Source organism: Capillimicrobium parvum (assembly GCF_021172045.1).
In the GTDB taxonomy this organism is placed as follows: Bacteria; Actinomycetota; Thermoleophilia; order Solirubrobacterales; family Solirubrobacteraceae; genus Capillimicrobium; species Capillimicrobium parvum.
The window spans coordinates 2,216,930-2,239,205 of record NZ_CP087164.1; the positions used below are offsets into that span (position 1 = coordinate 2,216,930).

Sequence of the window (22,276 nt, forward strand, 5' to 3'; positions counted from 1 at the left end):
CCGCTCCGCGCCGATAGCGGGGGCATGGACGTGCTCGACTTCCGTACGGAGGAGGAGCCCGGCGGCGCCGAGCATCTGCTCGTCAGCTGGCCCGGGCTCCGCCTCGGCGGCGTCTCACCGCGTCCGACGCTGGACCGGCTCGCCCGGTTCCGCGCGCACAAGCTCAACATCGCCGCCGACGGGCACACGTACATCGGGCCCCGCCGGTCGCTGTGGGGCGCGCGCGCGTCCGTGGACGTCGTGCGCGCCGAGATGGCGCGCCTGGGCGTGCGGCGCGAGAACGTCATCGCCTACGGGCCGAGCGTCCGGGCGGTGTGCGCGCTGTGGATGGGCTTCCAGGCCGAGGTCGGGCGCATCATCGGCGGCGGCGCCCCGATCCGCATGGGACGGCGGCTGCGCACGCTGGACCGCGTGGCCGGCGCCTCGCCGGAGGCGATCGCCTTCCGCGACCACTTCCTGTCCCTGGCCGACGCCGACCCGCCCGCCTCGCCGAGCGACGTCTTCTTCGACGAGATGATCCACGACGCGGCGCGGGCCGTGACCCTGCCGACGAAGGTGCATCTGCTCGTCAGCCCGGACGACGAGATGTACGACGACAACGTCGAGCTCGCCGCCCTGTTCGACCGGCTCGACCCCATCGAGTGTCACCTCGACGTCATCGCGTACGGCCGCCACGGCGGCGTCAAGGACGCGTTCAAGCGCTATCTGACCGACACGCTGCGCGAAGCCGGCGTGCCGCGCAGGCGGGCGCCGCGGGCCGAGCGTGCACCGGAGCCGGTGCGCTCGGAGACCTAGCCGGACGCGCCGATAGCGTCAACGGGACCGTGTCCCGCATCGCCCGAGTGGAGCCCCTGACGACGGCCCGTGCCCTGCGCGGGCCGTTCGACTACCTGCGCCCCGACGGCGCCGAGATCGGCTCGCTGCTGGTGGTGCCGTTCGGCCGCCGCGACGTCACCGGCGTGGTCACGGGGCTGGCGGACCGCTCCGAGGTGGCCGAGGACCGGCTCATGCCCGCCCGCCGCGTCCTGCCGCACAGCGTCCCGCCCGAGCTCGTCGAGCTGGCCGAGTGGATGGCGGTCGAGTACTGCTCGACGTTCGCCCGCGCGCTCGGGCTCATGCTGCCGCCCTCCGGCACGCGCGAGAAGACGGCCCTGTGGGCCGAGCGCAACAGCGCCGGCGCCGCCGAGGGGGTGCGCCTGACCGACCGCCAGCGCGAGCTGCTGGCCTCGCTGCCGCGGCTCGCGGGCCCCGATCTGGCCGCCCTGCGCCGGCTCGAGCGGCGGGGGCTCGTGCGGCTCGCCCTGCGCGCCCAGCGCCGTGCGCCCGAGCACGCGCAGGTCGGCGCGCGACGCCCGCAGCCGGCGCTCACCGCGGCCCAGGCCGCCGCGCTGCGCGACATCGAGGCCGCCGCGCCCGGCGAGCGGCTGCTGCTGCACGGGGTCACCGGCTCGGGCAAGACCGAGGTGTACCTGCGCGCGGTCGGCGCGTGCCTGGAGCGGGGGGAGGGCGCGATCGTCCTGGTGCCGGAGATCGCGCTCACGCCGCAGATCGTGTCCCGGTTCGCCGAGCGCTTCGGCGACACGGTGGCGGTCCTGCACTCGGCGCTCGGCGCGGGCGAGCGCCACGACGAGTGGCTGCGGCTGCGGCGCGGGCAGGCGCGGGTGTGCGTCGGGCCGCGCTCGGCCGTGTTCGCGCCGATCGACCGCCTCGGGCTCATCGTGATCGACGAGGAGCACGACTCCTCCTACAAGCACGAGGGCGATCCGCGCTACGACGCACGCCTCGTCGCGGAGCGGCGGGGCTGCCGGGTCGTGGCGGGCAGCGCGACGCCGCGGCCCGAGAGCTACCACGCGATGCGCCGCATCGTGCTCGCCGAGCGCGTCGACGGCCAGGCGCTGCCCCCGGTCCAGGTGCTCGACATGCGCGAGCAGCGCGCCGCGCTGCACCCGCAGACGTTCTCGGCGCTGCTCGACGCGCCGAAGTCGATCGTGCTGCTCAACCGGCGCGGGTGGTCGAACTTCCTGTCCTGCCGGACCTGCGGGCGCGCGTGGGGATGCCCGCAGTGCGACGTCACGCTGGTCCTGCACCGCGGCGGCGGCTACCTCGCCTGCCATCACTGCGGGCACCGCGAGCGAGTGCCGGACCGCTGCCCGGACTGCGGCTCGGTGTCCGTGACCCGCCACGGGGCGGGCACGGAGCGGCTCGAGAGCGACCTGGCCGGCGCGGGGCTGCGCGCCTTTCGCCTCGACGCTGACGTCGCGCGCGCCGGCAGCGTGCTGCGCGCGTTCGAGGCGGCCGGCCGCGGCGTGCTCGTCGGCACGCAGGTCGTGGCCAAGGGCCACGACTTCCCAGACGTCACGCTGGGCGTCGTGCTCGACGCCGACGCGACGCTGCGCTTCCCGGACTTCCGCGCGGAGGAGCGGACGTTCGCGCTCGTCGCTCAGCTCGCGGGCCGGGCGGGGCGCGGCCCGGGCGGCGGGCGGGTGCTCGTGCAGACGCTCGCCCCGGACGCGGAGTCGATCCGGTGCGCCGCTCGCCATGACGCCGATACGTTCCTGGCCGGGGAGCTGCGCCGCCGGGAGGCGCTGCGCTATCCGCCGTTCTCGACGCTCATCCGGGTCGTCTGCTCGTCCGAGCGGCCGGGGCTCGCGCTCGATCTCGCGGGGGCGATCCACGCCCGGCTGCCCGGCGCGCTGGGGCCCGCGCCGCTGTTCCGGCTGCGCGGCCGCGAGCGCGCACAGGTGGTGGTCAAGGCGGCGGACCGGCGCGCCGCGATCGCCGCGGTGGGGGCCGCGGTGGCCGCCGAGCACCGGCGCGGGGCCGCCATCAGCGTCGACGTCGACCCCCAATAACATCGAGTGGAAGATGTCGCAGTCCGACGCTGACGAAGAGGTCGTCGAGGCCCCGAACGAGCCGCCGCTCGACGACGCCGCCCGCGCGCGCCGCGCGGCCGCGCTCGCCCAGGTGCGCCAGTTCGGCGACCCGGTGCTGCGCTCGAAGGCGCGCGCGGTCGAGGTCTTCGACGACGAGCTGCGCCGTGAGGTCGCGCGCATGGGCGCGCTGATGGAGGACTCGATCGGGATCGGGCTCGCCGCGACCCAGCTCGGGATGCTGCGGCGGCTGCTCGTCTACCGCGTCGAGCACGACAGCCCCGTGGTGGCGCTCGTCAACCCGGTGCTCGAGTGGAGCAGCAGGGACGAGGAGAGCCTCGACGAGGGCTGCCTGTCGCTGCCGGGCGTCCTCGTGGAGGTCGAGCGGCCGGTGCACGTGCGCATCCGCGCCCAGAACGAGTTCGGCGACGAGCTGACCGTCGAGGCATCCGGCCTGGAGGCGCGGGTCATCCAGCACGAGATGGACCACCTCGACGGGGTGCTCATCCTCGATCGCACGTCGCGCGACCAGCGCAAGGCGGCCGTCCGGGCGCTGCGCGAGCGCGAGCGCGACGCCGCCACGGCGTGAGGCTCGCCTACCTCGGCACGTCCGCGTTCGCGGCGTCGGTGCTCGAGCGGCTGGCCGCCGGGGGGCGGGCGCCGGAGCTCGTCGTCACGCGGCCGGACGCGCCGCGGGGGCGGGGACGCAGGCTCGCGCCGCCGCCGGTGGCCGACACCGCGCGCGAGCTGGGGCTGGAGGTCCACCAGCCCGAGCAGGTCAGCGACGACCCACGGGTCGTGGACGCCGGCTTCGAGGCGATCGTCGTCTGCGCGTACGGCGCACTGCTGCGCGAGCCGCTGCTGTCGCACCCGGGCCTGCTGAACATCCACCCGTCGCTGCTGCCGCGCTGGCGCGGCGCGGCCCCCATCGAGCGGGCGATCATGGCCGGCGACGCGCAGACCGGCGTGGCGATCATGCGCCCGACGGAGGGCTTCGACGAGGGGCCGGTCTGCGCCGTGCAGAGCGAGCCGATACGGCCCGATGACGACTACGGCACGCTCTCCGCGCGGCTGGAGACGCTCGGTGCGCAGCTGCTCGGGCAGGTGCTCGAGGAGCGGCCCCCGTGCGTGGAGCAGACGTCCGAGGGCATCGTGTACGCCGAGAAGATCGGGCCGCGGGACCGGCTGCTGGACCCGGCGCGGCCGGCGGCCGAGCTCGAGCGCGTCGTGCGCGCGCTGCATCCGCACATCGGCGCGCGGCTGGCGCTCGCCGGCGGGCAGTTCCTCGGTGTGCGGCGCGCGCGGGTCGTCGAGGACCCCGCCGATGGGGTCCAGGCGGCCGACGGGAGGCTGCTCGTCGGCACGGTGGACGGTTCGCTCGAGTTGCTCGAGGTGCAGCCGCCCGGCGGGCGGCCGATGGACGCACGGGCCTACCTGCGCGGGCGGTCCGGCTGACGCCGCCGGACGCGCCCATTTACCTGAAAACGGCGCGCTGACCGCCGGAAGCGCTATCGTGCCGGTCCGCTCGGTCCAGCAAACTCAGGGAAGAAGATGCTCATCACGCTTTCGCGGCGAACGGGAATCGCCGCACTCGTGGCTGCTCTCGCTGCGCCTGCCGCCGCAGGCGCGGCGGTGAAGGACACGTTGATCCAGACCCCGGTCGGCGGCAGCCCCATCGCCGCGGGCGCCAGCGACAACACGACGTTCTCGCAGGACGGGCGCACGGTCGGCTTCATGGCCTTCGACTCGGCGGCCTCCAACCTCACGCCCGGTGACACGAACGGCAGGCGCGACGTCTTCGTCGACAAGCGCGTAGGGGGCGAGGGCAACCTCCAGGGCGCGCTGACGAACGTCAGCCAGGAGCTCGACACCGACAGCACGAACCCGTCGCTGTCGGGCGAGAACGACACGGCGGCGAAGTGCGTCGTGTTCCAGTCCGGCGGCAACGTCTACATGGCGTCGGTGACCGGCGCCGGCAAGCCGCGCAAGCTGGCTCGGGGCGGCTCGCCGAAGGTCGACGGCACCTGCGAGTTCGTCGTCTACTCCGCCGGCGGCAGCGTCAAGCTGTGGGACAGGGACGGCGGCATCTGCACCGTCGCCCGCGGCTCGAACCCCGACATCCAGACGAACGGCAAGGGCGCCGCGTACGTGCGCCGCGGCTCGATCAAGTACCTGGCGTGGACGCCCACCGGCTGCGACGACGGCCGGCTCGACCGCGACGGCAGGGAGATCACCGCCGACGTCCCGAGGACGGGCAGGGCGGGCCCGGGCACCAGCGCGCACCCGGCGCTCGACGACAACGGCTTCTACGTCGCGTTCGAGTCGACCCGTACGAACCTCTGCGCCGACAGCTGCTCGGGCTCGGGCGGCGCCGAGGACCGCAACGGGGCGGTGTCCGACGTCTTCCGGCGCACCCTCGACACGGCCAAGGCGCCGTGGCCGGAGCACATGCAGCGGCCGAGCTACTCGTGCGGCTCGAAGGGCATCGGCACGCCGTGCGTCGTCGACGCCTACGCCAACGGGCCGAGCAACAACCCGGAGATCTCGGGCGCCGGCGAGTACGTCGTCTACGACTCGGCGGCGACGAACCTGCGGGAGTCGCTGTCGATCGTGTCCATCGACCCGAACGGGCCGGTGCGCGACGTCTTCCTCTGGAACGGGCCGCGTGAGCGCCAGGCGGGCAACGTGTCGCGGGAGAGCCGCTATGCCGATCCGTCGCGGGCGCAGCAGTTCTTCAACGGCCCGACGACGAAGCCGAGCATGTCCAGCCGCGGCAACTACTTCGGGTTCACCGGCGAGTTCGCGACCGGCGGCGACCCGCCCAAGCCGGTCGCCGGGGTCGACCCGTCGTGCTCCGCGGGCGCGACCTGCGCGCTGCCGAACGTGTTCATGCGCTTCGGCGGCGGCTCGGACGAGGGCTTCGAGACGGGCTGAGCCTCCGGAACGCCGCCGATGGGCCCCGGGTACGCCGGGGCCCATGAGGCGCCTCGCGTCCTAGACTCCGGGACGTGAGTCCAGCCCGGCGCGCCGCTTACGTCGTGCTGCGACGAGTCTTCGAGCAGGGCGCCTACGCGGATCGCGCGCTGCGCAAGGTCGCCGAGGGGCTCGACGCCCGCGATCGGGCGTTCGCCACCCAGCTGGCCTTCGGCGCCGTCCAGCGCCGCGGCACGCTCGACCACGTCGCCGCCCACCTCGCCGACCGGCCCGTCGACCGGCTCGACCCGCCGGTCGCCGCCGCGCTGCGGCTCGGCCTCTTCCAGATCCTCTACCTCGACGGCGTGCCCGATCACGCGGCGGTCGACGAGTCCGTCGAGCTCGTCAAGGCCGACGCGCCCCGCGCCGCCGGGCTCGTCAACGCCGTCCTGCGCCGCGGGGCCGACGAGGGGCCGCGCATCGTCGCCGCGCTCACCGACGAGACGCCCGAGCAGGCGGCCATCCGCCACAGCGTCCCGGAGTGGCTCGCCCGCCTGTGGTTCGACGAGCTCGGCCCCGACGAGGCGCGGGCGCTGCTCGCAGCGGGCAACCAGCCCGCCGAGCACGCCCTGCGCGCCAATGCGCTCGTCCTCACCGCGCGCGAGCTGCTGGCCCGCCTGCCCGTGGCCGCCCACCTCGGCCTCGAGCCCGAGGAGGCGATCGTCGCCGACGCCCCCTTCGACGCGCACGGCTCCCCGCTCTTCGCCGCCGGCGCGATGCTCCCGCAGTCGCGCGCCTCCCAGCTCGTCGCCCACGCCGTCGACCCGCAGCCCGGCGACCGCGTCCTCGACCTGTGCGCCGCCCCGGGCGGCAAGACCACGCACCTCGCCGCGCTCACCGGCGACGAGGGCCGGATCGTCGCCGTCGAGCGCCACGCCGGCCGCGCCGACCAGCTCCGGGCCACCGCGCGGCGCCTGCACGCCGGAAGCGTCGAGGTCGTCCATGGCGACGCCGCCGCGTTCACGGCCGCCGAGCCCTTCGACCGCGTGCTCGTCGACCCGCCGTGCTCCGGCCTCGGCACGCTGCGCAGCCGCCCCGACCTGCGCTGGCGCGCCACCCCGCAGTCCATCGCCGAGCTCACCGGCGAGCAGCGCGCGATCATCGACGCCGCCGCGAACGCGCTCGCCCCGGGCGGGCGGCTCGTCTACTCCACCTGCACCCTCTCCACGGCCGAGAACGAGCGCCAGATCGACGCCCTCCTCGCCCGCCGTCCTGACCTCGCGCTGGACCAGGTCCGCACGACGCTCCCGCACCGCGACCGGACCGACGGCTTCTTCATCGCCGCGCTGAGCCGTACGCTGTGACCGATGGACCTCGGACCAGAATGCCCGAACTGCCACGAGCCCTGGCTTCGACCAACCAATCTGGCCGGCCGCTACCGCTGCGTGTACTGCCTGCACCGCTTCGAGCTGCGCTCGGTGTGCCCGAACTGCGGTGAGCACTCGACGATCGTCAGGATGTCCTCGACCGCCACGACGCAGTGCAACGCCTGCGGCGACTCGATGCTCCTGCCCATCTAGCTCTCCCAGATGACGACGATCCCCCGCGGCGTTGCGCCGTCGATCCTCTCCGCCGACTTCGCCCGCCTGGGCGAGCAGGTCGACCTCGTCCTGGACGCCGGGGCGCGCACCATCCACTTCGACGTCATGGACGGCCACTTCGTCCCGCCGATCACCGTCGGCCCGGAGGTGGCGAAGGCCATCGCCCCGCGCATCCACGCCGCGGGCGCCATCCTCGACGTCCATCTCATGGTCGAGCGCCCCGAGCGCCACGTCGACGCGTTCGCCGAGGCGGGCGCGGACCGCATCCTCGTCCAGGTCGAATCCACGCCGAACGTCCACTACGCGATCAGGCAGATCCGCGACCACGGCCGCTCACCGGGAGTGGTCATCAACCCCGGCACGCCGGTGGACGCGGTGGCCGAGCTCGTCGACGTCGTCGACGTCGTGCTCTGCATGACCGTGAACCCCGGCTGGGGCGGACAGCCGTTCCTCGAGAGCTCCATCGCCAAGCTCGGCCGCCTGAAGGCGCTCGTGGGCGACCGCGCGGAGATCGAGGTCGACGGCGGCGTCGACGCGGGCACGGCCGGTCCGTGCGCCGAGGCGGGGGCGACGATCTTCGTGGCGGGTTCGGCGATCTTCCACGCGGACGACCCGGTAGCGGCGTTTCATCAGATCTCCACCGCGGCGGGGTACGGCTAGCCGTATGGAGGCGCACCGTTCCATGGACGATGATTGCATCGACAATGGCCATAAGCGTTCTGATCGTCGATGACCACCCGAGCTTCCGGGCCACGGCCCGGCTGCTGCTCGAGGTGGAGGGCTACCACGTCATCGGGGAGGCGAAGGACGGCGAGGAGGCGATCCGCCAGGCGGCCGACCTGCAGCCCGACCTCGTCCTCCTGGACGTCAACCTCCCCGACATCGACGGCTTCGCGGTCGCCAGCCGGCTGACCGAGCCCGACGCCGACCCGGCGCCCGCGGTGATCCTCACATCCAGCCGCGACCCCTCCGACTTCGGCTCGCAGGTCGCCTCCAGCGGCGCTCGGGGCTTCATCCCGAAGGCCGATCTCTCGGGCGACTCGCTGGCCGCGCTCCTGGGATGACCCGCGGCCGCGTCCTGTGGGCCGCCGGCACCGCCGGGATCGCGCTCGGCGTCGTCGTCGCGCTCCTCGTGGCGGCCAGCGACTGGGCCGACGACAAGGTCATCGTCATCGTCCAGCTCCTGCTGATCGGCTGGAGCTTCCTCGGCGCCGGCCTGTTCGCCTGGCGCCGCCGTCCGGCCAACCGCGTCGGTCCGCTGATGGTCGCCGTGGGCCTCACGTGGCTGCTGTCCGGGTTCGCCTGCTCGGACCTCCCGCTGCTGTTCGCCATCGGCTACCTGATCGGCGCGATCCCGTTCGCCGTGGTCGTCCACCTGCTGCTGGCCTATCCGACCGGGCGGGTGCGCGAGCCGCTCTCCCGCGCGGTCGTGGTCCTCGCCTACGCCGTCGCCGGCCTCGGCTCGCTGCTCGTGTCGCTGCTGCGCGTGCACGACTCCGGCGCCGAGGGCTCGCCCGACAACCTCTTCGCCCTCTTCGACGCGCCGAGCGCGGCCAACGCCGTCGAGGCCGTCGCCACGCTGATGGGTGCGGTGATCGTCCTCGTCGCCGGCGGGCTGCTCGTGCGCCGCTGGCTGAACGCCACGAGCCTCCAGCGCAAGGGCCTCGCGCCGGTCCTGTTGACCGGCACGCTGTTCCTCGCCTTCCTGGCGATCACGCTGACCGTCGACCAGCTCTCGGACTCCGTGGCGATCGAGGGCGGCGTCGGCGCCCTGGCCGCCCTGCTGATGCTCGCCGTGCCCTACGCCTATCTCGGCGGCGTGCTGGGCAGCGGATACTCGCGCGCCCACGCGGTCGGCTCGCTCATCGACCGCATCAACCAGGTCGCCAACCGCCAGAGCCTGCGCGACGCGATGGCCGAGTCGCTCGGCGACCCCACCCTCGATCTCGTGTTCAAGCGCCGGGAGCGCGACGAGTGGGTCGACGCCGAGGGCCGCCGCTGCGTCGCGCCCGGCGATCGCGGCGTCACCGAGATCCTGCGCGACGGCGAGCCGATCGCCGCGATCATCCACCGCGCGTCGCTCGCGGACGACCCCGAGCTCATGCGCTCGGTCGGCTCGGCGGCCGCCCTGGCGCTCGAGAACGACCGCCTGCAGGCCGAGCTGCGCGCCCGGGTCGCCGAGCTGCAGGAGTCGCGGGCGAACATCCTCGCCTTCGGCCTGGCCGAGCGCCGGCGGCTGGAGCGCGACCTGCACGATGGCGCTCAGCAGCGCCTGGTGGCACTCTCCCTGCAGGTGAACCTGGCCCGCGCCAAGCTCGAGGACGACCCCGCCACCGCCGCCTCCCTGCTCGACAGCGCCCGCGAGGAGCTGCGCCAGGCGCTCGGCGAGCTGCGCGAGCTGGCGCGCGGCATCCACCCGGCGGTCCTCACCGACCAGGGCCTCGAGGCCGCCGTCAGCGCCCTCGCCGAGCGCTCGCCGGTGCCCGTCACCGTCGAGCCGCTCCCCGCGGAGCGCCTGCCCGCGCAGGTCGAGGCGGTCGCGTACTTCGTCGTCGCCGAGTCCCTGACGAACGTCGTCAAGTACGCCGGCGCCGACGAGGCGTCGGTCAGCGTCGAGCGGGTCAACGGGCACGCCATCGTGGAGGTCCGCGACGACGGCGTCGGAGGCGCCGACGTCGGCCGCGGAACCGGCCTGCGGGGCCTCGCAGATCGTGTCGCCGCTCTGGATGGCAAGCTAGAGATCGTGTCGCCGACCGGAGAAGGCACGCTGGTACGTGCCGCCATCCCGTGCGCGTCGTCGTAGCCGACGACTCCGTCCTGCTGCGCGAGGGCATCGTCCGCCTCCTCCAGGAGGACGGATTCGACGTGGTCGCGCAGGCGGGAGATGCCGAGGATCTCCTGCGCAAGGTGGGCGCGCATCGCCCCGATGTGGCGATCGTCGACGTCCGGATGCCCCCGTCGCACACCGACGAGGGGCTGCGCGCGGCCGCGGAGATCCGCGAGCGCTACCCCGAGACCGCGGTGCTCGTGCTCAGCCAGATCGTCGAGACCGGCTCGGCGCTCGAGCTGCTGACCGCGAGCGCCGAGGGCATCGGGTACCTGCTCAAGGACCGGGTCGCCGACATCGACCGCTTCACCGAGGCGGTGCGCCGCGTCGCCGAGGGCGGCTCGGCGCTCGACCCCGAGGTCGTCTCGACCCTGCTCGGGCGCCGGCGGCGCGACGACCCGCTGGTCGAGCTCACCAGCCGCGAGCGCGAGGTGCTCGGCCTGATGGCCGAGGGCCGCTCGAACGCCGCGATCGCCGAGGCGCTCGTGATCACCGAGCGCGCGGTCGAGAAGCACGTGACGTCGATCTTCGCCAAGCTGGGTCTCACCCCCGCCGCCGAGGACCACCGCCGGGTCCTCGCCGTGCTCGCCTACCTGCGCGCCTGACCGCCGACGCCGGTCAGGGCCCCCCGAGGTCCTTGTCGTCGCCGAACGCGGTCGTCCGGCACCACAGCACGCCGTCGTGGCGGGCGTTCACACGGAAGTGTGGGTAGCCGTATATGAGGCCGCGAGCGGATTGGTCAAGCTGAGGCCATGACCTCTGCCGACATCGTCTCTGCCACCGATCTTGTCCGCCGCTACGGCGAAGGGGAGGCCGCGGTCAACGCCCTCGCCGGAGTGACCGTGGCGTTCGCCGCCGGCCGCTACGCCGCGATCATGGGCCCCTCGGGCTCCGGCAAGTCGACGCTGATGCACTGCCTGGCCGGCCTCGACCGGCCCACGAGCGGCTCCGTCGTCGTCGACGGCGTCGAGCTGTCGAGCCTGGACGATCGGCGCCTGACCGAGCTGCGCCGCGACAAGATCGGGTTCATCTTCCAGTCGTTCAACCTCCTGCCGGTCCTCACCGCGGAGGAGAACATCCTGCTGCCGCTGTCGATCGCGGGCCGCAAGCCGGACCGCGCGTGGTTCGACGAGCTCGTCCAGACCGTCGGGCTCACCGATCGCCTCAAGCACCGGCCGTCGCAGCTCTCCGGCGGCCAGGCGCAGCGCGTCGCGGTCGCGCGGGCGCTGGTCTCGCGCCCGGCCGTCATCTTCGCCGACGAGCCGACGGGCAACCTCGACTCCAAGGCCTCGGCCGAGGTGCTCGAGCTGCTGCGCCGCGCGGTCGACGACCTCGGCCAGACCGTGATCATGGTCTCCCACGACCCGGAGGCCGCCGCGGTGGCCGACCGGCTCGTCGTGCTCAGCGACGGCCTCGTCGTCGAGGACCGTGCGACGCAGGTGGCGGTGGCCTGATGCTCGCCCTCTCCCTGAAGGGCTTCGGCGCCCGCAAGGTGCGCGTCGCCCTCACCGTGATCGCCGTCGCGCTCGGCGTGGCGCTGATCTCGGGCACCTACATCCTCACCGACACGATCAACAAGTCCTTCGACGAGATCTTCACGACGGCGGCCAAGGGCACCGACGTGTCGATCAACGCCCGCGACGCCGTGGAGAACTCCGAGGGCGGGACCGCCTCGACGATCCCCGCCTCGTTCCTCGGCCGCGTCGAGCAGGTGCCCGGGGTGTCCAAGGCCGTCGGCACGGCCGGCACCGACAGCGCCGCCGCGTTCAAGGCCAACGGCGATCGCATCGGCAGCACCACGGGCGGCGCGCCGACCTCGGTGTTCTCCGACACCCCGTCGCCGTTCGACTCGCTGACCTACATCGAGGGCCACCGTCCCGAGAGGGACGGGCAGGTCGCGCTGCTGCAGTCGACCGCGAAGGACGCGAACATCAAGATCGGCGACACGATCAAGGTGGTCGGCAGCAACGGCCCCGGGCGGAACCTCGAGGTGGTCGGGCTCGCCGAGTTCGGCGGCGTCTCGTCGGTCGGCGGATTCGTCGCCGTCGTGACCACGCTGAACCAGGCGCAGCAGCTCGCCGGCGAGAGGGGCAGGTACGACCAGATCCTCGTCGCCGCCGACGACGGCGTGAGCCCCGTGGAGCTGCGGGACCGGATCCGCACCATCGCTCCGGCGAACGTGTCGGTGCGTACGGGCCAGCAGCAGGCCGACAAGAACTCGCAGGACATCCAGGACCAGCTCGGCTTCCTGCGCACGGCGCTGCTCGCGTTCGCCGGCATCTCGGTGTTCGTCGGCGCGTTCATCATCTTCAACACCTTCTCGATCACCGTCACGCAGCGCATGCGTGAGTTCGCGCTGCTGCGGACCCTCGGGGCCTCGCGCCGTCAGATCCTGACCCAGGTGCTCTTCGAGGGGCTGCTGATCGGCGTGATCGGCTCGATCGTGGGCCTCCTGCTCGGGCTCGTGCTGGCGCCGGGGCTGCGCGCGCTGTTCAAGGCGGTGGGAGCCGACCTCCCGTCGTCGGGCACCGTCGTGGAGCCGCGCACGATCATCGTGTCGCTGCTCGTGGGCATCGTGGTCACGCTGCTCAGCGGCCTGGCCCCGGCGATCCGCTCCACGCGCGTGCCGCCGGTCGCCGCGCTGCGCGAGGGCGCCGTCCTGCCGCAGGGCCGCGGCCATCGCTTCGTGACGCCCGGCGGCATCGTGCTCGTGGTCCTCGGTGCGGTGGCGCTGGCACTCGGTCTGTTCGGCGGCGGCGGCATCGCCCTCGTGGGGCTCGGTGCGCTTGTCGTCTTCGTCGGCGTGGCGCTCCTGAGCCCGAAGCTCGTGCCGCCGCTGGCGGCCGGCGTGGGCGCGCCGCTGCCGGGCCTCGTGGGCCGGTTGGCGCGCGAGAACTCGATCCGCCAGCCCGGCCGCACCGCCGTGACCGCGGCGGCGCTGATGATCGGCGTCACCCTCGTGGCGTTCGTGTCGATCTTCGCCGCGGGCGCCAAGGCGACCATCGACGAGGCCGTCAACACCGCCGGCAAGCCCGGCACCCTGATCGTGCAGAACACGAACGGGTTCACGCCGATCGCGCCGCAGGTCGGGGATGCGGTCGCCCGCGTTCCCGGCGTCAAGAGCGTTTCGCCGATCACGTTCTCGACGAGCCGCGTCACGGGCGTGGGCGGCAAGACGAGCGTCACGGGCGTGCCGGCGAATCTGCCGGACGTCTTCACCATCGACTGGAAGCAGGGCAGCGACCGGGTCGTCCGGACGCTGGGCGCTCAGGGCGCGGTCCTCACGAAGGGCTACGCCGACAAGCACGACCTCGCTGTCGGCGACCGGATCCGGGTGCTGACGCCGCTGGGCAAGCACCTCGAGCTGACCGTCGGGGGCATCGCCGAGGACAACACCGGCCTGCTCGCGGATCTCACCGTCAGCCAGGCCCTGGCGCGCAGCGCCTTCGGCGAGAAGGAGGACGCGCTGGTCTTCGTCGGCGTCGACCCGGCGGACGAGAAGCGCGTCCAGTCGGTGATCAGCGCGGCGTTCGACCGCCTGTATCCGGTCGCCGAGGTCAAGACGCTGCAGGAGTTCAAGGACGACCAGGCCGGCCAGATCGACGGCCTGCTGATCCTCATCTACGTGCTCCTGGCGCTGGCGGTGGTCATCTCGCTGTTCGGCATCGTCAACACGCTCGTGCTCTCGATCTACGAGCGCACGCGCGAGCTGGGCATGCTGCGGGCCATCGGGACCTCGCGACGGCAGGTGCGGCGGATGATCCGCTACGAGGCGGTGATCACGGCGGTCATCGGCGCGGTGATCGGGGTCGTCCTCGGCCTGATCTTCGCGCTGGCCGTCGGCGTGGCGCTGAAGGACGACGGCTTCGTGCTCTCCATCCCGGTCGTGCAGCTGATCATCCTGCTGGTCCTGGGCGCGCTGGCCGGCGTGGTGGCCGCGATCGCGCCCGCCCGGCGGGCGTCGCGGCTGGACCCGCTGGAGGCGCTCGCCTACGAGTAGGTGGGCGAGGGCGAGCGGTAGATGCGCCAGAGGATCGTGGCGAGCGTCGCGGTGGCGACCGCGTAGCCCACCTCCGTCCGCAGCAGCTGGTCGTCGATCACGGGCACGAGCGTCCACACGACGAAGCCCACGGCGACGACCAGCCATGCTGCGGCCGACAGGGCCGCGCGGCCCCGGGCCAGCGCGGCCTGGTTGAGCGTCCCCGCGACGAGGTGCAGGCCCATGCCGACCCCGAGGATCGCCAGGCCGAAGCGGTTGTAGTCGAAGTCCTGGCCGAAGACGTGGCTCATGACGAACGGGCCGATGGCGAGCAGGCCGATCGCCACCGACCCGGCGAACCCGGCGATGACGAGCAGGGTCTGGCGGACGGCGCGCGCGAACGCCTCGTGGCCCTCGGTCGCCTCCAGGCCCGAGAGGTGGGGCAGCAGCGACGTCTGCACGGCCTGGAAGAGCTGCAGCGGAGCCCGGGTGATCATGAAGACGTTGAAGACGATGCCGGCCAGCGCGGCGTCCGACGCGGTGATCTCGGTCGTCAGGACGGCGGCGTTGAGGAGCGTCTGCTCGGCGAGCATGATCCCGGCGACGGCGATGGCGAAGCCGGTCGACTCGCGGACGGTGACGCCCTCGGCAACCTCCTCGGCGTCGACGTCGATGACCTCCTCGCCGTGGCGCGCGAACGCGAGCGGCACGACGACGAGCGAGACCATCGGCGCGGCGGCGATCCCGATGGCGACCACGTCCTCCCCCGACGCGATCCCGACCGCGACGGCGAGCGGGAACAGGAAGCGCGACGTCGACTCCATCAGCACCAGGCCGCCGTAGAGGCCGAACATCTGGTGGCCGGCGAGCCAGCCGCGCGCGAAGTAGCTCGCGGCGTAGAACAGCGTGCCGGTGACGAGGACCCAGTACAGCGTCGCCGAGCCGTCGAAGAGCTCGTCCTGGATCGGGGTGCGCAGCGCGAGCGCGCAGACGAGGAAGATCGCCGCGAACGTCGCCTGCAGCGCCAGCGGCGTGCGGACCGGGTGGCGTGAGTGCCCGAGCGCCCGGCGGCGCGCGAGCGTGCGCGACAGCAGCTGCTCGATCGGCCGGTAGATGACCGAGATGACGATGAACATCACCGACCACAGCACGTCGAGCTGCTTGGCCGCGACCTCGCCGACGACGTGCGACGCGACGGCGAAGTAGGCGAAGGTGAAGATCCCGGTCGCCGCGATCCCGATGCTCAGAACGCGCGCGCCGCGGCCGTAGCCGCCGGGTCGCTCCGTGGCGCCGCTGGTGGCGCCCGTGGGCACGGCGGCGTCAGAACTCACGGGGGGCCGCCTCCCGCTGGCAGCGACCGCATGCGCACTGCGGCGGCCCGTGGCCGCCGTCGGCACCCCTAGAGCCGGACAAGCAGCATGGTCCACGGGAACGGCGATCGCGCCTCGACGACCGTCCCGTGTTTCGACAACAGGGACACGAACCCGCGCTTGGACCAGTGGTTCAGGTGCCCGGGCGTGTTGCCGAGGTCCTTCAGGTAGGCGCCCCGCGCCATGTTCAGCCCGCGCCACAGCGGCTCGCGCGGGACGCTGACCAGCAGGTGCCTGGAGGCGACGCGCGCCATCTCGGCCACCGTGTGCTCCGGGTCGGGCACGTGCTCGAGGACCTCGATGGCGGTGGCCACCTCGAACTCCCCGTCGGCGAAGGGCAGGTTCTCGGCCTTCATCACCCGGTACTCGAGGTTCGGGACCTGGCGCTCGGCCCACTCGGCCTGCAGCTGCGGGTCGTCGAGGTCGATGCCGACCACGCGGCCGGCGATGCGGCGCGCCCACTTCTCGACGAGCACGCCCTCGCCGCAGCCGACGTCGAGCAGCGTCTGCGGCGCCGCCTGCACGAACAGCTCGTCCAGCGTGCGCTCGAAGCTCGCCATGAGCCGGCGCACGACCGGGTTCGTCGAGCCGTACTTGTCGTAGGTGTTGCCGGTGACCGTGCCCTCACGGTCGACCGTGACGGAGCCGCTCACGCCTTCACCGGCTCCCGGCCGGGCGCGTGGGCGCCGGTCGTGGCCTCCTGGCCGGTCGGCTCCGCGCCGGGCTCGTAGTGCGACGGCGGGATGCCGAGCTGCAGCTCGATGCGCCGCACCCGCTCGAACGTGCGCTGCTGCATCACCCGGTTGGCGTAGAGGAGGTCGCCGATCACGCCGAGCGCCCCGAGCAGCAGCGCCGCGTTGAACAGCACCGCGCCGAGGATGAGCGACTGGACGTGGCCGGCGCCGTCGCCGTCGATGTAGAAGTACAGGTAGCGCGCCCAGACGACGAACGCGGCGAGCGCGATGATCGCCGCGAGGCCCCAGAAGATCCGCAGCGGCTCGTACTGCGCGTAGATGCGGAAGATCGACACCGAGTTGCGACGCACGTAGGACCAGATGGACGGAAACAGGCGCGACTCGCGCGTCTGCGGGTTCGTGGCGATCGGAACGTGGTCGGTGGCGACGAGCATCTTGCCGGCCTGGATGATCGTCTCCAGCGTGTACGTGAACCGCGACACGACGGCCATCTGGAGCGCCGCCTCGCGGTTGTAGGCCCGGAAACCCGAGGTGGTGTCGGCCACGTCGGTGTCCGAGGCCTGGCGCACGACCCACGAGCCGAGGCGCTGCAGCGACTTCTTCAGGGGCGAGAAGTGCTCGATCGTCATGACCTGGCGGTCGCCGATGACCATGTCGGCGCTGCCGTCGATGATCGGGGCGACGAGCTTGGGGATGTCGGCCGCCGAGTACTGGTTGTCGGCGTCGGTGTTGACGATGACGTCGGCGCCGAGCTTCAGGGACGCGTCGAGGCCGGCCTGGAAGCCGGCGGCCAGGCCCTTGTTGTTCGTCAGGCGCACGATGTGGTCGACCCCGTTGGAGCGCGCCACCTCGATGGTCCGGTCGGTCGAGCCGTCGTCGACGATGAGCCACTCGACCTCGTCGAAGCCGTCCACCTGACGCGGAAGGTCGGCCAGCGTGGCCGGAAGCTGGGCCTCCTCGTTGAAGCAGGGGATCTGGATGATCAGCTTCATCAGCGGCCCTTGACGGTACCGTGCCTCGCCATGTCCCGCCCGGATCGCCTGCGCGCGGAAGCGCCTGCGCTCGCCCTGCTGCTGCTCATGCTCGCGGTGGGGCTGTTCCTGCGGATCCACAACAACGACTACGGCCTCCCGTTCGTCTACTACGCCGACGAGGGCTCGCACTTCACCAACCGCGCCGTGGGCATGCTGGGCGGCGACGCGAACCCCCACTACTTCCAGAATCCGTCGGCGTTCACGTACATCGTCCACGTGGCGCTGCGCTTCTACTTCGGCCACGGCTGGCCGTTCGGCGACTTCCAGCACGTCATCGACGCCTACGGCGAGGTGCCGACCCGCATCTACGAGATCGGCCGCACGATGGCCGCGCTCGTCTGCGCCGTGGGGATCGTCGGCATCTACTTCGTGGGGCGGGCGCTGTGGAGCCGCGCGGTGGGCCTCGTCTCCGCGGCGGTCCTCTGCTTCGCGTTCCTCATCGTCGCCTACTCGCGCATCGCGGTGACCGACGTCGGCACGCTGCTGCCGGTCGCGCTCGCGCTGTGGTGCGCGGTGCGCATCCACGAGCGCGGCGGACTGCGCTGGTACGCGGGCGCCGGCGCCGCGGTGGGGCTGGCGGTCGGCTTCAAGTACACGGCCGGCCTGGTCGTCCTGTCGCCGCTGCTGGCCGTCGCGCTCGGCTGGCACGCCCGTCGCGAGGCGAACCGCACGGGGGCCCGCCTCCCGCCGGCAGATGCTGCAAGCCCACCTCGCAGCGGCCTGGCCGGCGTCGGCACCCCTGGCCGGGAGGCGCTGCTCGGCCTCGGGCTCATGCTCGTCCTCGCCGTCGCGGTCTTCTTCGTCACGACGCCGTACTTCTTCCTGGACCTCTCGACCGCCGAGCACCAGCTGCGCCACCAGGCCGACCTCGCCGGCGGCCTGTCGAAGTACGGCCAGGAGCACGACAACGGCTTCCTGTACTACGCCTGGTCGCTGACGTGGGGGCTCGGCTGGCTGCCCCTGGCCGCGGCGCTCGGCGGGCTCGTGCTGATGGTGCGCGACGGGCAGCGCGCCCGCGCCGTGCTGCTGGCGATCTTCCCGCTCGCGATGTACCTGTACCTGGCCACCCAGCAGCGCTACTTCGGCCGCTGGTTCCTGCCCGCGTACCCGGCGTTCGCCCTGCTGGCCGGCTTCGGCGCCGTCCGCGCGATCGCCCTCGTCAGGCGGATCGGCCCGCGCCTGGCGCCCGCGGCGATCGCCGTGCTCGCCGGCGTCCTCGTCTGGCAGGCCGTGGCCGCGGACTTCCGCTCGATGGCGGTGCTCGGCCACACCGACACGCGCCAGGTCGCGCGCGACTGGCTCGAGGAGCACCAGCGCCAGAGCCTGCGGATCGTCATCGAGCCCGGCGTCCCCGCCCGCTACTACTGGAAGCTGCGCTCCAACGGCACCCACGTCCCGCGGCGCAAGCAGTTCGTCCGCGGCTTCATCCGCGACATCTCGGAGACGCGGATCGAGTACGGGCGCACGCTGAGCCCGGCGGTTATCGACCGCTACCGCAAGAGCGGCTTCTGCCTGGTCATGACGATGAGCCTCATCCGCGGGCGCAGCGTCAACGCCCGCAACCCGAAGGCGCTGGCCTACTACGACCGCCTGGAGCGGGAGTCGAAGAAGATCTTCAGCGTCAGCCCGTTCCGCTTCAACGCGGGCGAGGACAAGTTCAACTTCGACCTCTCCTACAACTACTACTCGCCCGCGTACCTGCGGCCGGGGCCGCAGATCGACGTCTACCGCCTCGACGGATGCACGCAGGGCTACGGGCAGGTCGAGCAGGGCGTCGGCACGCCCGAGGGAGCCGGGACGTCGTGACGGTCCACGGGGAGCCGGCCCCCACCGCCCCGGCCCCGGCCGGCGGCGAGCGGCGGCGGCGGGGCAACCTCGTCACGTGGCTGATCCTCGGCGGCATCCTCGTCGTCGCGCTGGTCCTGCGGCTGTGGAACATCGACCACAACCTGCCGTTCGTCTACAACGCCGACGAGGAGCTGCACTTCGTCCCGAAGGCCGTCGACATGTTCGGCGGCTCGCTGAACCCGGGCTACTTCGAGAACCCGCCCGCGCTGACGTACCTGCTCTACGTCGTCTTCCGGGTGCGCTTCCTCGGCGACCACCTGCGCGAGGCGTTCGCCGGCGACCCGGAGCCCGCGTTCCTGACCGCCCGCATCGTCGTCGCGCTCATCGGGACGCTCGTCGCCGGGCTGGTCTACTGGGCGGGGGCGCGGTTCTACGACCGGCGCGTCGGCCTGGTCGGCGCGGCGGTGATGGCGGTCGCGTTCCTGCCGCTGTTCTACTCCAAGCACGCGCTGAACGACACGGTGACGATGGCGCCGGTCGCGGTGGCGCTCGTCGGCTGCCTGCTGGTCTACGAGCGCGGCCGGTGGGTGGACTGGCTGCTGGCCGGCGGCGCGATCGGCGTGGCCACGGCGACGAAGTACACGGCCGGGGCGATGATCGTCACGCTGATCGCCGCGGCGGTCCTGCGCGTCGCGCGCGACCGCTCCGCGCTGCGCCCGACGCTCGTCGGGTTCGCCGTGGCGGTCGGGGCGCTCTTCGTCTGCTTCGCGATCCTCAACCCGTTCGCGATCCTGCACCCGGGCGAGGCGCGCGCGCAGATCAGCGGGCAGTCCGACCAGGCGGGCACCGCGAAGCTCGGCCAGGACGACACGCTCGGCTGGCTGTACTACGTCAAGACGCTGCTCTGGGGCTTCGGGTGGCTGCCGACCGTCGCGGCGATCGCGGGCGGCGTCCTGGCGGTCGTGCGCGACTGGCGCAAGGGCCTGCTGCTCGTCGTCTTCCCGGTCCTGCTGTGGCTGTACCTGGGCGAGCAGGGCCGCCACTTCGGGCGCTGGCTCATGCCGATCTACCCGGCGCTGTGCGTCCTCGCCGGCTACGCCGTGGTGTCCGCCGCCGACGCGATCAAGGTGCGCGTCCCGGTCGTCGTCGCGGTGCTCGCGGCGGTGCTGTGCGTGCAGGGCGTGATCCAGGCGGTCCACATCGACACGATCCTCGGGCGCGAGGACACCCGCACCCAGGCCCGCGCGTGGATGGAGACGCATGTCCCCGACGGGGCGAAGGTGGTCGTCGAGCCGTTCATCCCGGGCAACTGGCTGACCCTCGACGCGTCGAGGACCTTCGACCGCTTCGCAGTCAAGCGGCCGTTTCAGGCCTACGAGAAGAAGCTGCGGCCCAAGCTCGTCGACCGCTACCGACGTGAGGGCTACTGCTGGGTCGTCGTCGGCAGCCACCAGAAGGGGCGCGGCCTGAAGGCCGGCCTGAAGAACGCGCGCGCCTACTACCGTGCCCTGGACCGCGCGAGCGCGAGCACGACCGTGTTCTCCCCCTACCGGCGCGGCGCCGAACCGGTGGAGTTCTCCTACGACCAGTCCTTCAACTACGAGCCGCGCGCGTTCGCGCGCCCCGGCCCGGTGGTCGAGATCCACCGCCTGAGCGGATGTCGGTGACCGCGTCGACCCCGACCCCGACCCCGACCCCGCCGCCGGCCCCGGAGCCGTCGGCGGCGCCGCCGCTCGCCCAGCGCATCGAGGCGCTGTGGAGCCGCAGGCTCGGCTGGGCGCTCGTCGCGGTCGCCGTGCTCGGTGCGCTGGTCGTCTTCGCCGCCCGTGAGACGTATCCGAACTACGACACCTACTACACGCTGCTGTGGGGCCAGGAGATCTTCCACGGCCACCTGCCCGACTACCACGTGCTGCGCCCGCCGACGCCGCACCCGCTGGCGACGTTCGTCGGCTGGCTGCTCGCGCCGTTCGGGACGTCGAGCGACCGCCTGCTCGTGCTCGTGTCGCTGCTGCTGTTCGTCGCGCTGCTGGTGATCCTCTTTCGCTTCACGCAGCGCCTGCTGGGCAGCCTCGTGGCGCTCATCGCGGTCGTCGTGGTGCTCACCCGCACCGACATCGACCTGCTCGCGCTGCGCTCGATGTTCGATCTGCCGTTCTACGTGCTCGTGTTCGGCGCGGCGGCGCTCGAGCTGCGCCGGCCGAGATGCGGCTGGCCCGTGCTCGGGCTGCTCGCCCTCGCCGGGCTGCTGCGCCCCGAGGCGTGGCTGCTCGGCGGCGTGTACTGGCTCTGGCTCATCCCGGTCACTCCGCGCCCGCAGCTGATCCGCCTCGCCGTGCTCGTCGTGGTCGCGCCGGTCCTGTGGCTGCTCAGCGACCTCATCGTCGAGGGCCAGCCGCTGTACTCGCTGACCGAGACGCGCGACGTGGCCGGGCAGTTCGGCCGCCAGCGGGGGCTGGGGGAGGCGATCAGGCTCATCCCCGACCACGTCAGCGGCAACGACAAGATCGTCATCGTCGGGCTCGGCGGGCTCGGCCTGCTGGAGGCGATCTACATCCTGCGCCGGCGCGCCGCCCTGCCGGTGGCGCTCGGCGCGCTGGGCGTGCTGACGTTCCTCATCATCGCCGCCGCCGGGCTGTCGGCGATCCCGCGCTACCTGACGATCCCGTCGCTGCTGCTCAGCCTGTGCGTGGCGGTGGCGCTCGGCGGCTGGACCCTCATCGCCGACCGGCGCGTCCGGGCGGTGGGGATCGCGCTGGCGATCGTCTCGCTCGTCGTGATCGCGTGGCGCGCGCCGTCGTACCGCAAGGACGTGTCGGTGCTCAACCACCAGGCGCAGTTCGTCTCCAAGCAGCACCAGAGCCTGTTCGCGGTGCTCGACGACCCGCGCGTCGTGGCGCTCATGCAGACGTGCCGGCCGCTCATCGTGCCGACGCACTCGACGATCCCGATCATCCGCTACGAGACCGGGCTCTCCAAGCACGCGATCCAGGCGACGATCGCCCAGAAGGAGGCGCCGCCCGTCGGCCTGTTGTTCGTCAACAAGACGTTCAACTTCGAGCCGGGCGCGGCGCGCTCGGCGCTGGGCGGCCGCTCACGGTCGCGGCAGTGGTGGTCGAACCGCAAGCTGCCGGGCTACGAGAAGGTCGCCCGCCACGGCAAGTGGACCGTCTACCAGAACTGCCCGTGAACCTCCTGC

At 72.8% G+C, this 22,276-nt stretch carries 19 protein-coding genes; 16 read left to right on the forward strand and 3 right to left on the reverse strand.

Features of this window, described 5'->3' with window-relative positions; all coding sequences use genetic code 11:
• The first annotated feature begins 24 nt into the window (after nucleotides 1-24).
• From DSM104329_RS10995 to DSM104329_RS11055, 13 genes are all read left to right on the forward strand, one after another.
• The gene (locus DSM104329_RS10995) at nucleotides 25-795 is read left to right on the forward strand and encodes a hypothetical protein (protein ID WP_259315484.1); all 771 of its coding nucleotides are present in this window, start codon (nucleotides 25-27) and stop codon (nucleotides 793-795) included.
• Nucleotides 796-824: 29 nt separating this feature from the next.
• Nucleotides 825-2,852, forward strand: a complete 2,028-nt coding sequence (priA, locus tag DSM104329_RS11000; RefSeq protein ID WP_259315485.1) for a replication restart helicase PriA — start codon at nucleotides 825-827, stop codon at nucleotides 2,850-2,852.
• Nucleotides 2,853-2,865: 13 nt separating this feature from the next.
• Complete coding sequence (gene def, locus DSM104329_RS11005; RefSeq protein ID WP_259315486.1) at nucleotides 2,866-3,459, forward strand: peptide deformylase; 594 nt, start codon at nucleotides 2,866-2,868, stop codon at nucleotides 3,457-3,459.
• A complete protein-coding gene (locus tag DSM104329_RS11010) occupies nucleotides 3,456-4,325 on the forward strand; it encodes a methionyl-tRNA formyltransferase (protein WP_259315487.1) in 870 nt (289 codons plus the stop codon). Before def ends, DSM104329_RS11010 begins: the two co-directional genes overlap by 4 nt.
• Nucleotides 4,326-4,502: 177 nt before the next feature.
• Complete coding sequence (locus tag DSM104329_RS11015; RefSeq protein WP_259315488.1) at nucleotides 4,503-5,804, forward strand: hypothetical protein; 1,302 nt, start codon at nucleotides 4,503-4,505, stop codon at nucleotides 5,802-5,804.
• 74 nt (nucleotides 5,805-5,878) lie between these two features.
• Entirely contained in the window at nucleotides 5,879-7,147 is a 1,269-nt protein-coding gene (gene rsmB / locus DSM104329_RS11020; RefSeq protein ID WP_259315489.1) for a 16S rRNA (cytosine(967)-C(5))-methyltransferase RsmB, read from the forward strand.
• Between the two features lie 3 nt (nucleotides 7,148-7,150).
• Entirely contained in the window at nucleotides 7,151-7,363 is a 213-nt protein-coding gene (locus DSM104329_RS11025) for a YfgJ family double zinc ribbon protein (protein ID WP_259315490.1), read from the forward strand.
• A gap of 9 nt (nucleotides 7,364-7,372) precedes the next feature.
• Nucleotides 7,373-8,044 (forward strand): ribulose-phosphate 3-epimerase, encoded by a 672-nt coding sequence (rpe, locus tag DSM104329_RS11030; RefSeq protein ID WP_259315491.1) that lies wholly within the window; start codon nucleotides 7,373-7,375, stop codon nucleotides 8,042-8,044.
• A 44-nt stretch (nucleotides 8,045-8,088) separates the two neighbouring features.
• On the forward strand, nucleotides 8,089-8,448 hold the full coding sequence (locus DSM104329_RS11035) for a response regulator (protein ID WP_259315492.1): 360 nt from the start codon (nucleotides 8,089-8,091) through the stop codon (nucleotides 8,446-8,448).
• The gene (locus tag DSM104329_RS11040) at nucleotides 8,445-10,187 is read left to right on the forward strand and encodes a sensor histidine kinase (protein ID WP_259315493.1); all 1,743 of its coding nucleotides are present in this window, start codon (nucleotides 8,445-8,447) and stop codon (nucleotides 10,185-10,187) included. The genes DSM104329_RS11035 and DSM104329_RS11040 overlap by 4 nt, the downstream gene beginning before the upstream one ends.
• Complete coding sequence (locus DSM104329_RS11045) at nucleotides 10,172-10,816, forward strand: response regulator transcription factor (RefSeq protein ID WP_259315494.1); 645 nt, start codon at nucleotides 10,172-10,174, stop codon at nucleotides 10,814-10,816. Before DSM104329_RS11040 ends, DSM104329_RS11045 begins: the two co-directional genes overlap by 16 nt.
• Nucleotides 10,817-10,963: 147 nt before the next feature.
• The gene (locus DSM104329_RS11050; RefSeq protein ID WP_259315495.1) at nucleotides 10,964-11,665 is read left to right on the forward strand and encodes an ABC transporter ATP-binding protein; all 702 of its coding nucleotides are present in this window, start codon (nucleotides 10,964-10,966) and stop codon (nucleotides 11,663-11,665) included.
• Entirely contained in the window at nucleotides 11,665-14,211 is a 2,547-nt protein-coding gene (locus DSM104329_RS11055) for an ABC transporter permease (protein ID WP_259315496.1), read from the forward strand. The genes DSM104329_RS11050 and DSM104329_RS11055 overlap by 1 nt, the downstream gene beginning before the upstream one ends.
• On the opposite strand, the gene DSM104329_RS11060 is transcribed toward DSM104329_RS11055, so the two are convergent.
• The 3 genes from DSM104329_RS11060 to DSM104329_RS11070 all read right to left on the reverse strand — a co-directional run bounded on the left by DSM104329_RS11060 (nucleotide 14,202) and on the right by DSM104329_RS11070 (nucleotide 17,247).
• A complete protein-coding gene (locus tag DSM104329_RS11060; protein WP_259315497.1) occupies nucleotides 14,202-15,521 on the reverse strand; it encodes a lipopolysaccharide biosynthesis protein in 1,320 nt (439 codons plus the stop codon). The two genes, DSM104329_RS11055 and DSM104329_RS11060, sit on opposite strands and share 10 nt — an antisense overlap.
• A gap of 68 nt (nucleotides 15,522-15,589) precedes the next feature.
• Nucleotides 15,590-16,213, reverse strand: a complete 624-nt coding sequence (locus DSM104329_RS11065) for a class I SAM-dependent methyltransferase (protein ID WP_259315498.1) — start codon at nucleotides 16,211-16,213, stop codon at nucleotides 15,590-15,592.
• Nucleotides 16,210-17,247, reverse strand: a complete 1,038-nt coding sequence (locus DSM104329_RS11070) for a glycosyltransferase family 2 protein (RefSeq protein ID WP_259315499.1) — start codon at nucleotides 17,245-17,247, stop codon at nucleotides 16,210-16,212. Before DSM104329_RS11070 ends, DSM104329_RS11065 begins: the two co-directional genes overlap by 4 nt.
• Before the next feature lie 30 nt (nucleotides 17,248-17,277).
• Here DSM104329_RS11070 and DSM104329_RS11075 point away from each other — a divergent pair, with 30 nt between their 5' ends.
• Genes DSM104329_RS11075 through DSM104329_RS11085 form a run of 3 tightly spaced genes read left to right on the forward strand, consistent with a single transcriptional unit; the run spans nucleotide 17,278 to nucleotide 22,267 of the window.
• On the forward strand, nucleotides 17,278-19,095 hold the full coding sequence (locus DSM104329_RS11075; protein WP_259315500.1) for a glycosyltransferase family 39 protein: 1,818 nt from the start codon (nucleotides 17,278-17,280) through the stop codon (nucleotides 19,093-19,095).
• Nucleotides 19,092-20,744 (forward strand): ArnT family glycosyltransferase, encoded by a 1,653-nt coding sequence (locus tag DSM104329_RS11080; protein ID WP_259315501.1) that lies wholly within the window; start codon nucleotides 19,092-19,094, stop codon nucleotides 20,742-20,744. The genes DSM104329_RS11075 and DSM104329_RS11080 overlap by 4 nt, the downstream gene beginning before the upstream one ends.
• Entirely contained in the window at nucleotides 20,741-22,267 is a 1,527-nt protein-coding gene (locus DSM104329_RS11085) for a hypothetical protein (RefSeq protein WP_259315502.1), read from the forward strand. The genes DSM104329_RS11080 and DSM104329_RS11085 overlap by 4 nt, the downstream gene beginning before the upstream one ends.
• Nucleotides 22,268-22,276: the final 9 nt, after the last annotated feature.

Bases quoted from the DNA above. Each gene is read 5' to 3' on its own strand.
- DSM104329_RS10995 (WP_259315484.1), top strand. From the start codon at position 25: ATGGACGTGCTCGACTTCCGTACGGAGGAGGAGCCCGGCGGCGCCGAG.
- def (WP_259315486.1), top strand. From the start codon at position 2,866: ATGTCGCAGTCCGACGCTGACGAAGAGGTCGTCGAGGCCCCGAACGAG.
- DSM104329_RS11025 (WP_259315490.1), top strand. From the start codon at position 7,151: ATGGACCTCGGACCAGAATGCCCGAACTGCCACGAGCCCTGGCTTCGA.
- rpe (WP_259315491.1), top strand. From the start codon at position 7,373: ATGACGACGATCCCCCGCGGCGTTGCGCCGTCGATCCTCTCCGCCGAC.
- DSM104329_RS11035 (WP_259315492.1), top strand. From the start codon at position 8,089: ATGGCCATAAGCGTTCTGATCGTCGATGACCACCCGAGCTTCCGGGCC.
- DSM104329_RS11040 (WP_259315493.1), top strand. From the start codon at position 8,445: ATGACCCGCGGCCGCGTCCTGTGGGCCGCCGGCACCGCCGGGATCGCG.
- DSM104329_RS11050 (WP_259315495.1), top strand. From the start codon at position 10,964: ATGACCTCTGCCGACATCGTCTCTGCCACCGATCTTGTCCGCCGCTAC.
- DSM104329_RS11055 (WP_259315496.1), top strand. From the start codon at position 11,665: ATGCTCGCCCTCTCCCTGAAGGGCTTCGGCGCCCGCAAGGTGCGCGTC.
- DSM104329_RS11070 (WP_259315499.1), bottom strand. From the start codon at position 17,247: ATGAAGCTGATCATCCAGATCCCCTGCTTCAACGAGGAGGCCCAGCTT.
- DSM104329_RS11075 (WP_259315500.1), top strand. From the start codon at position 17,278: ATGTCCCGCCCGGATCGCCTGCGCGCGGAAGCGCCTGCGCTCGCCCTG.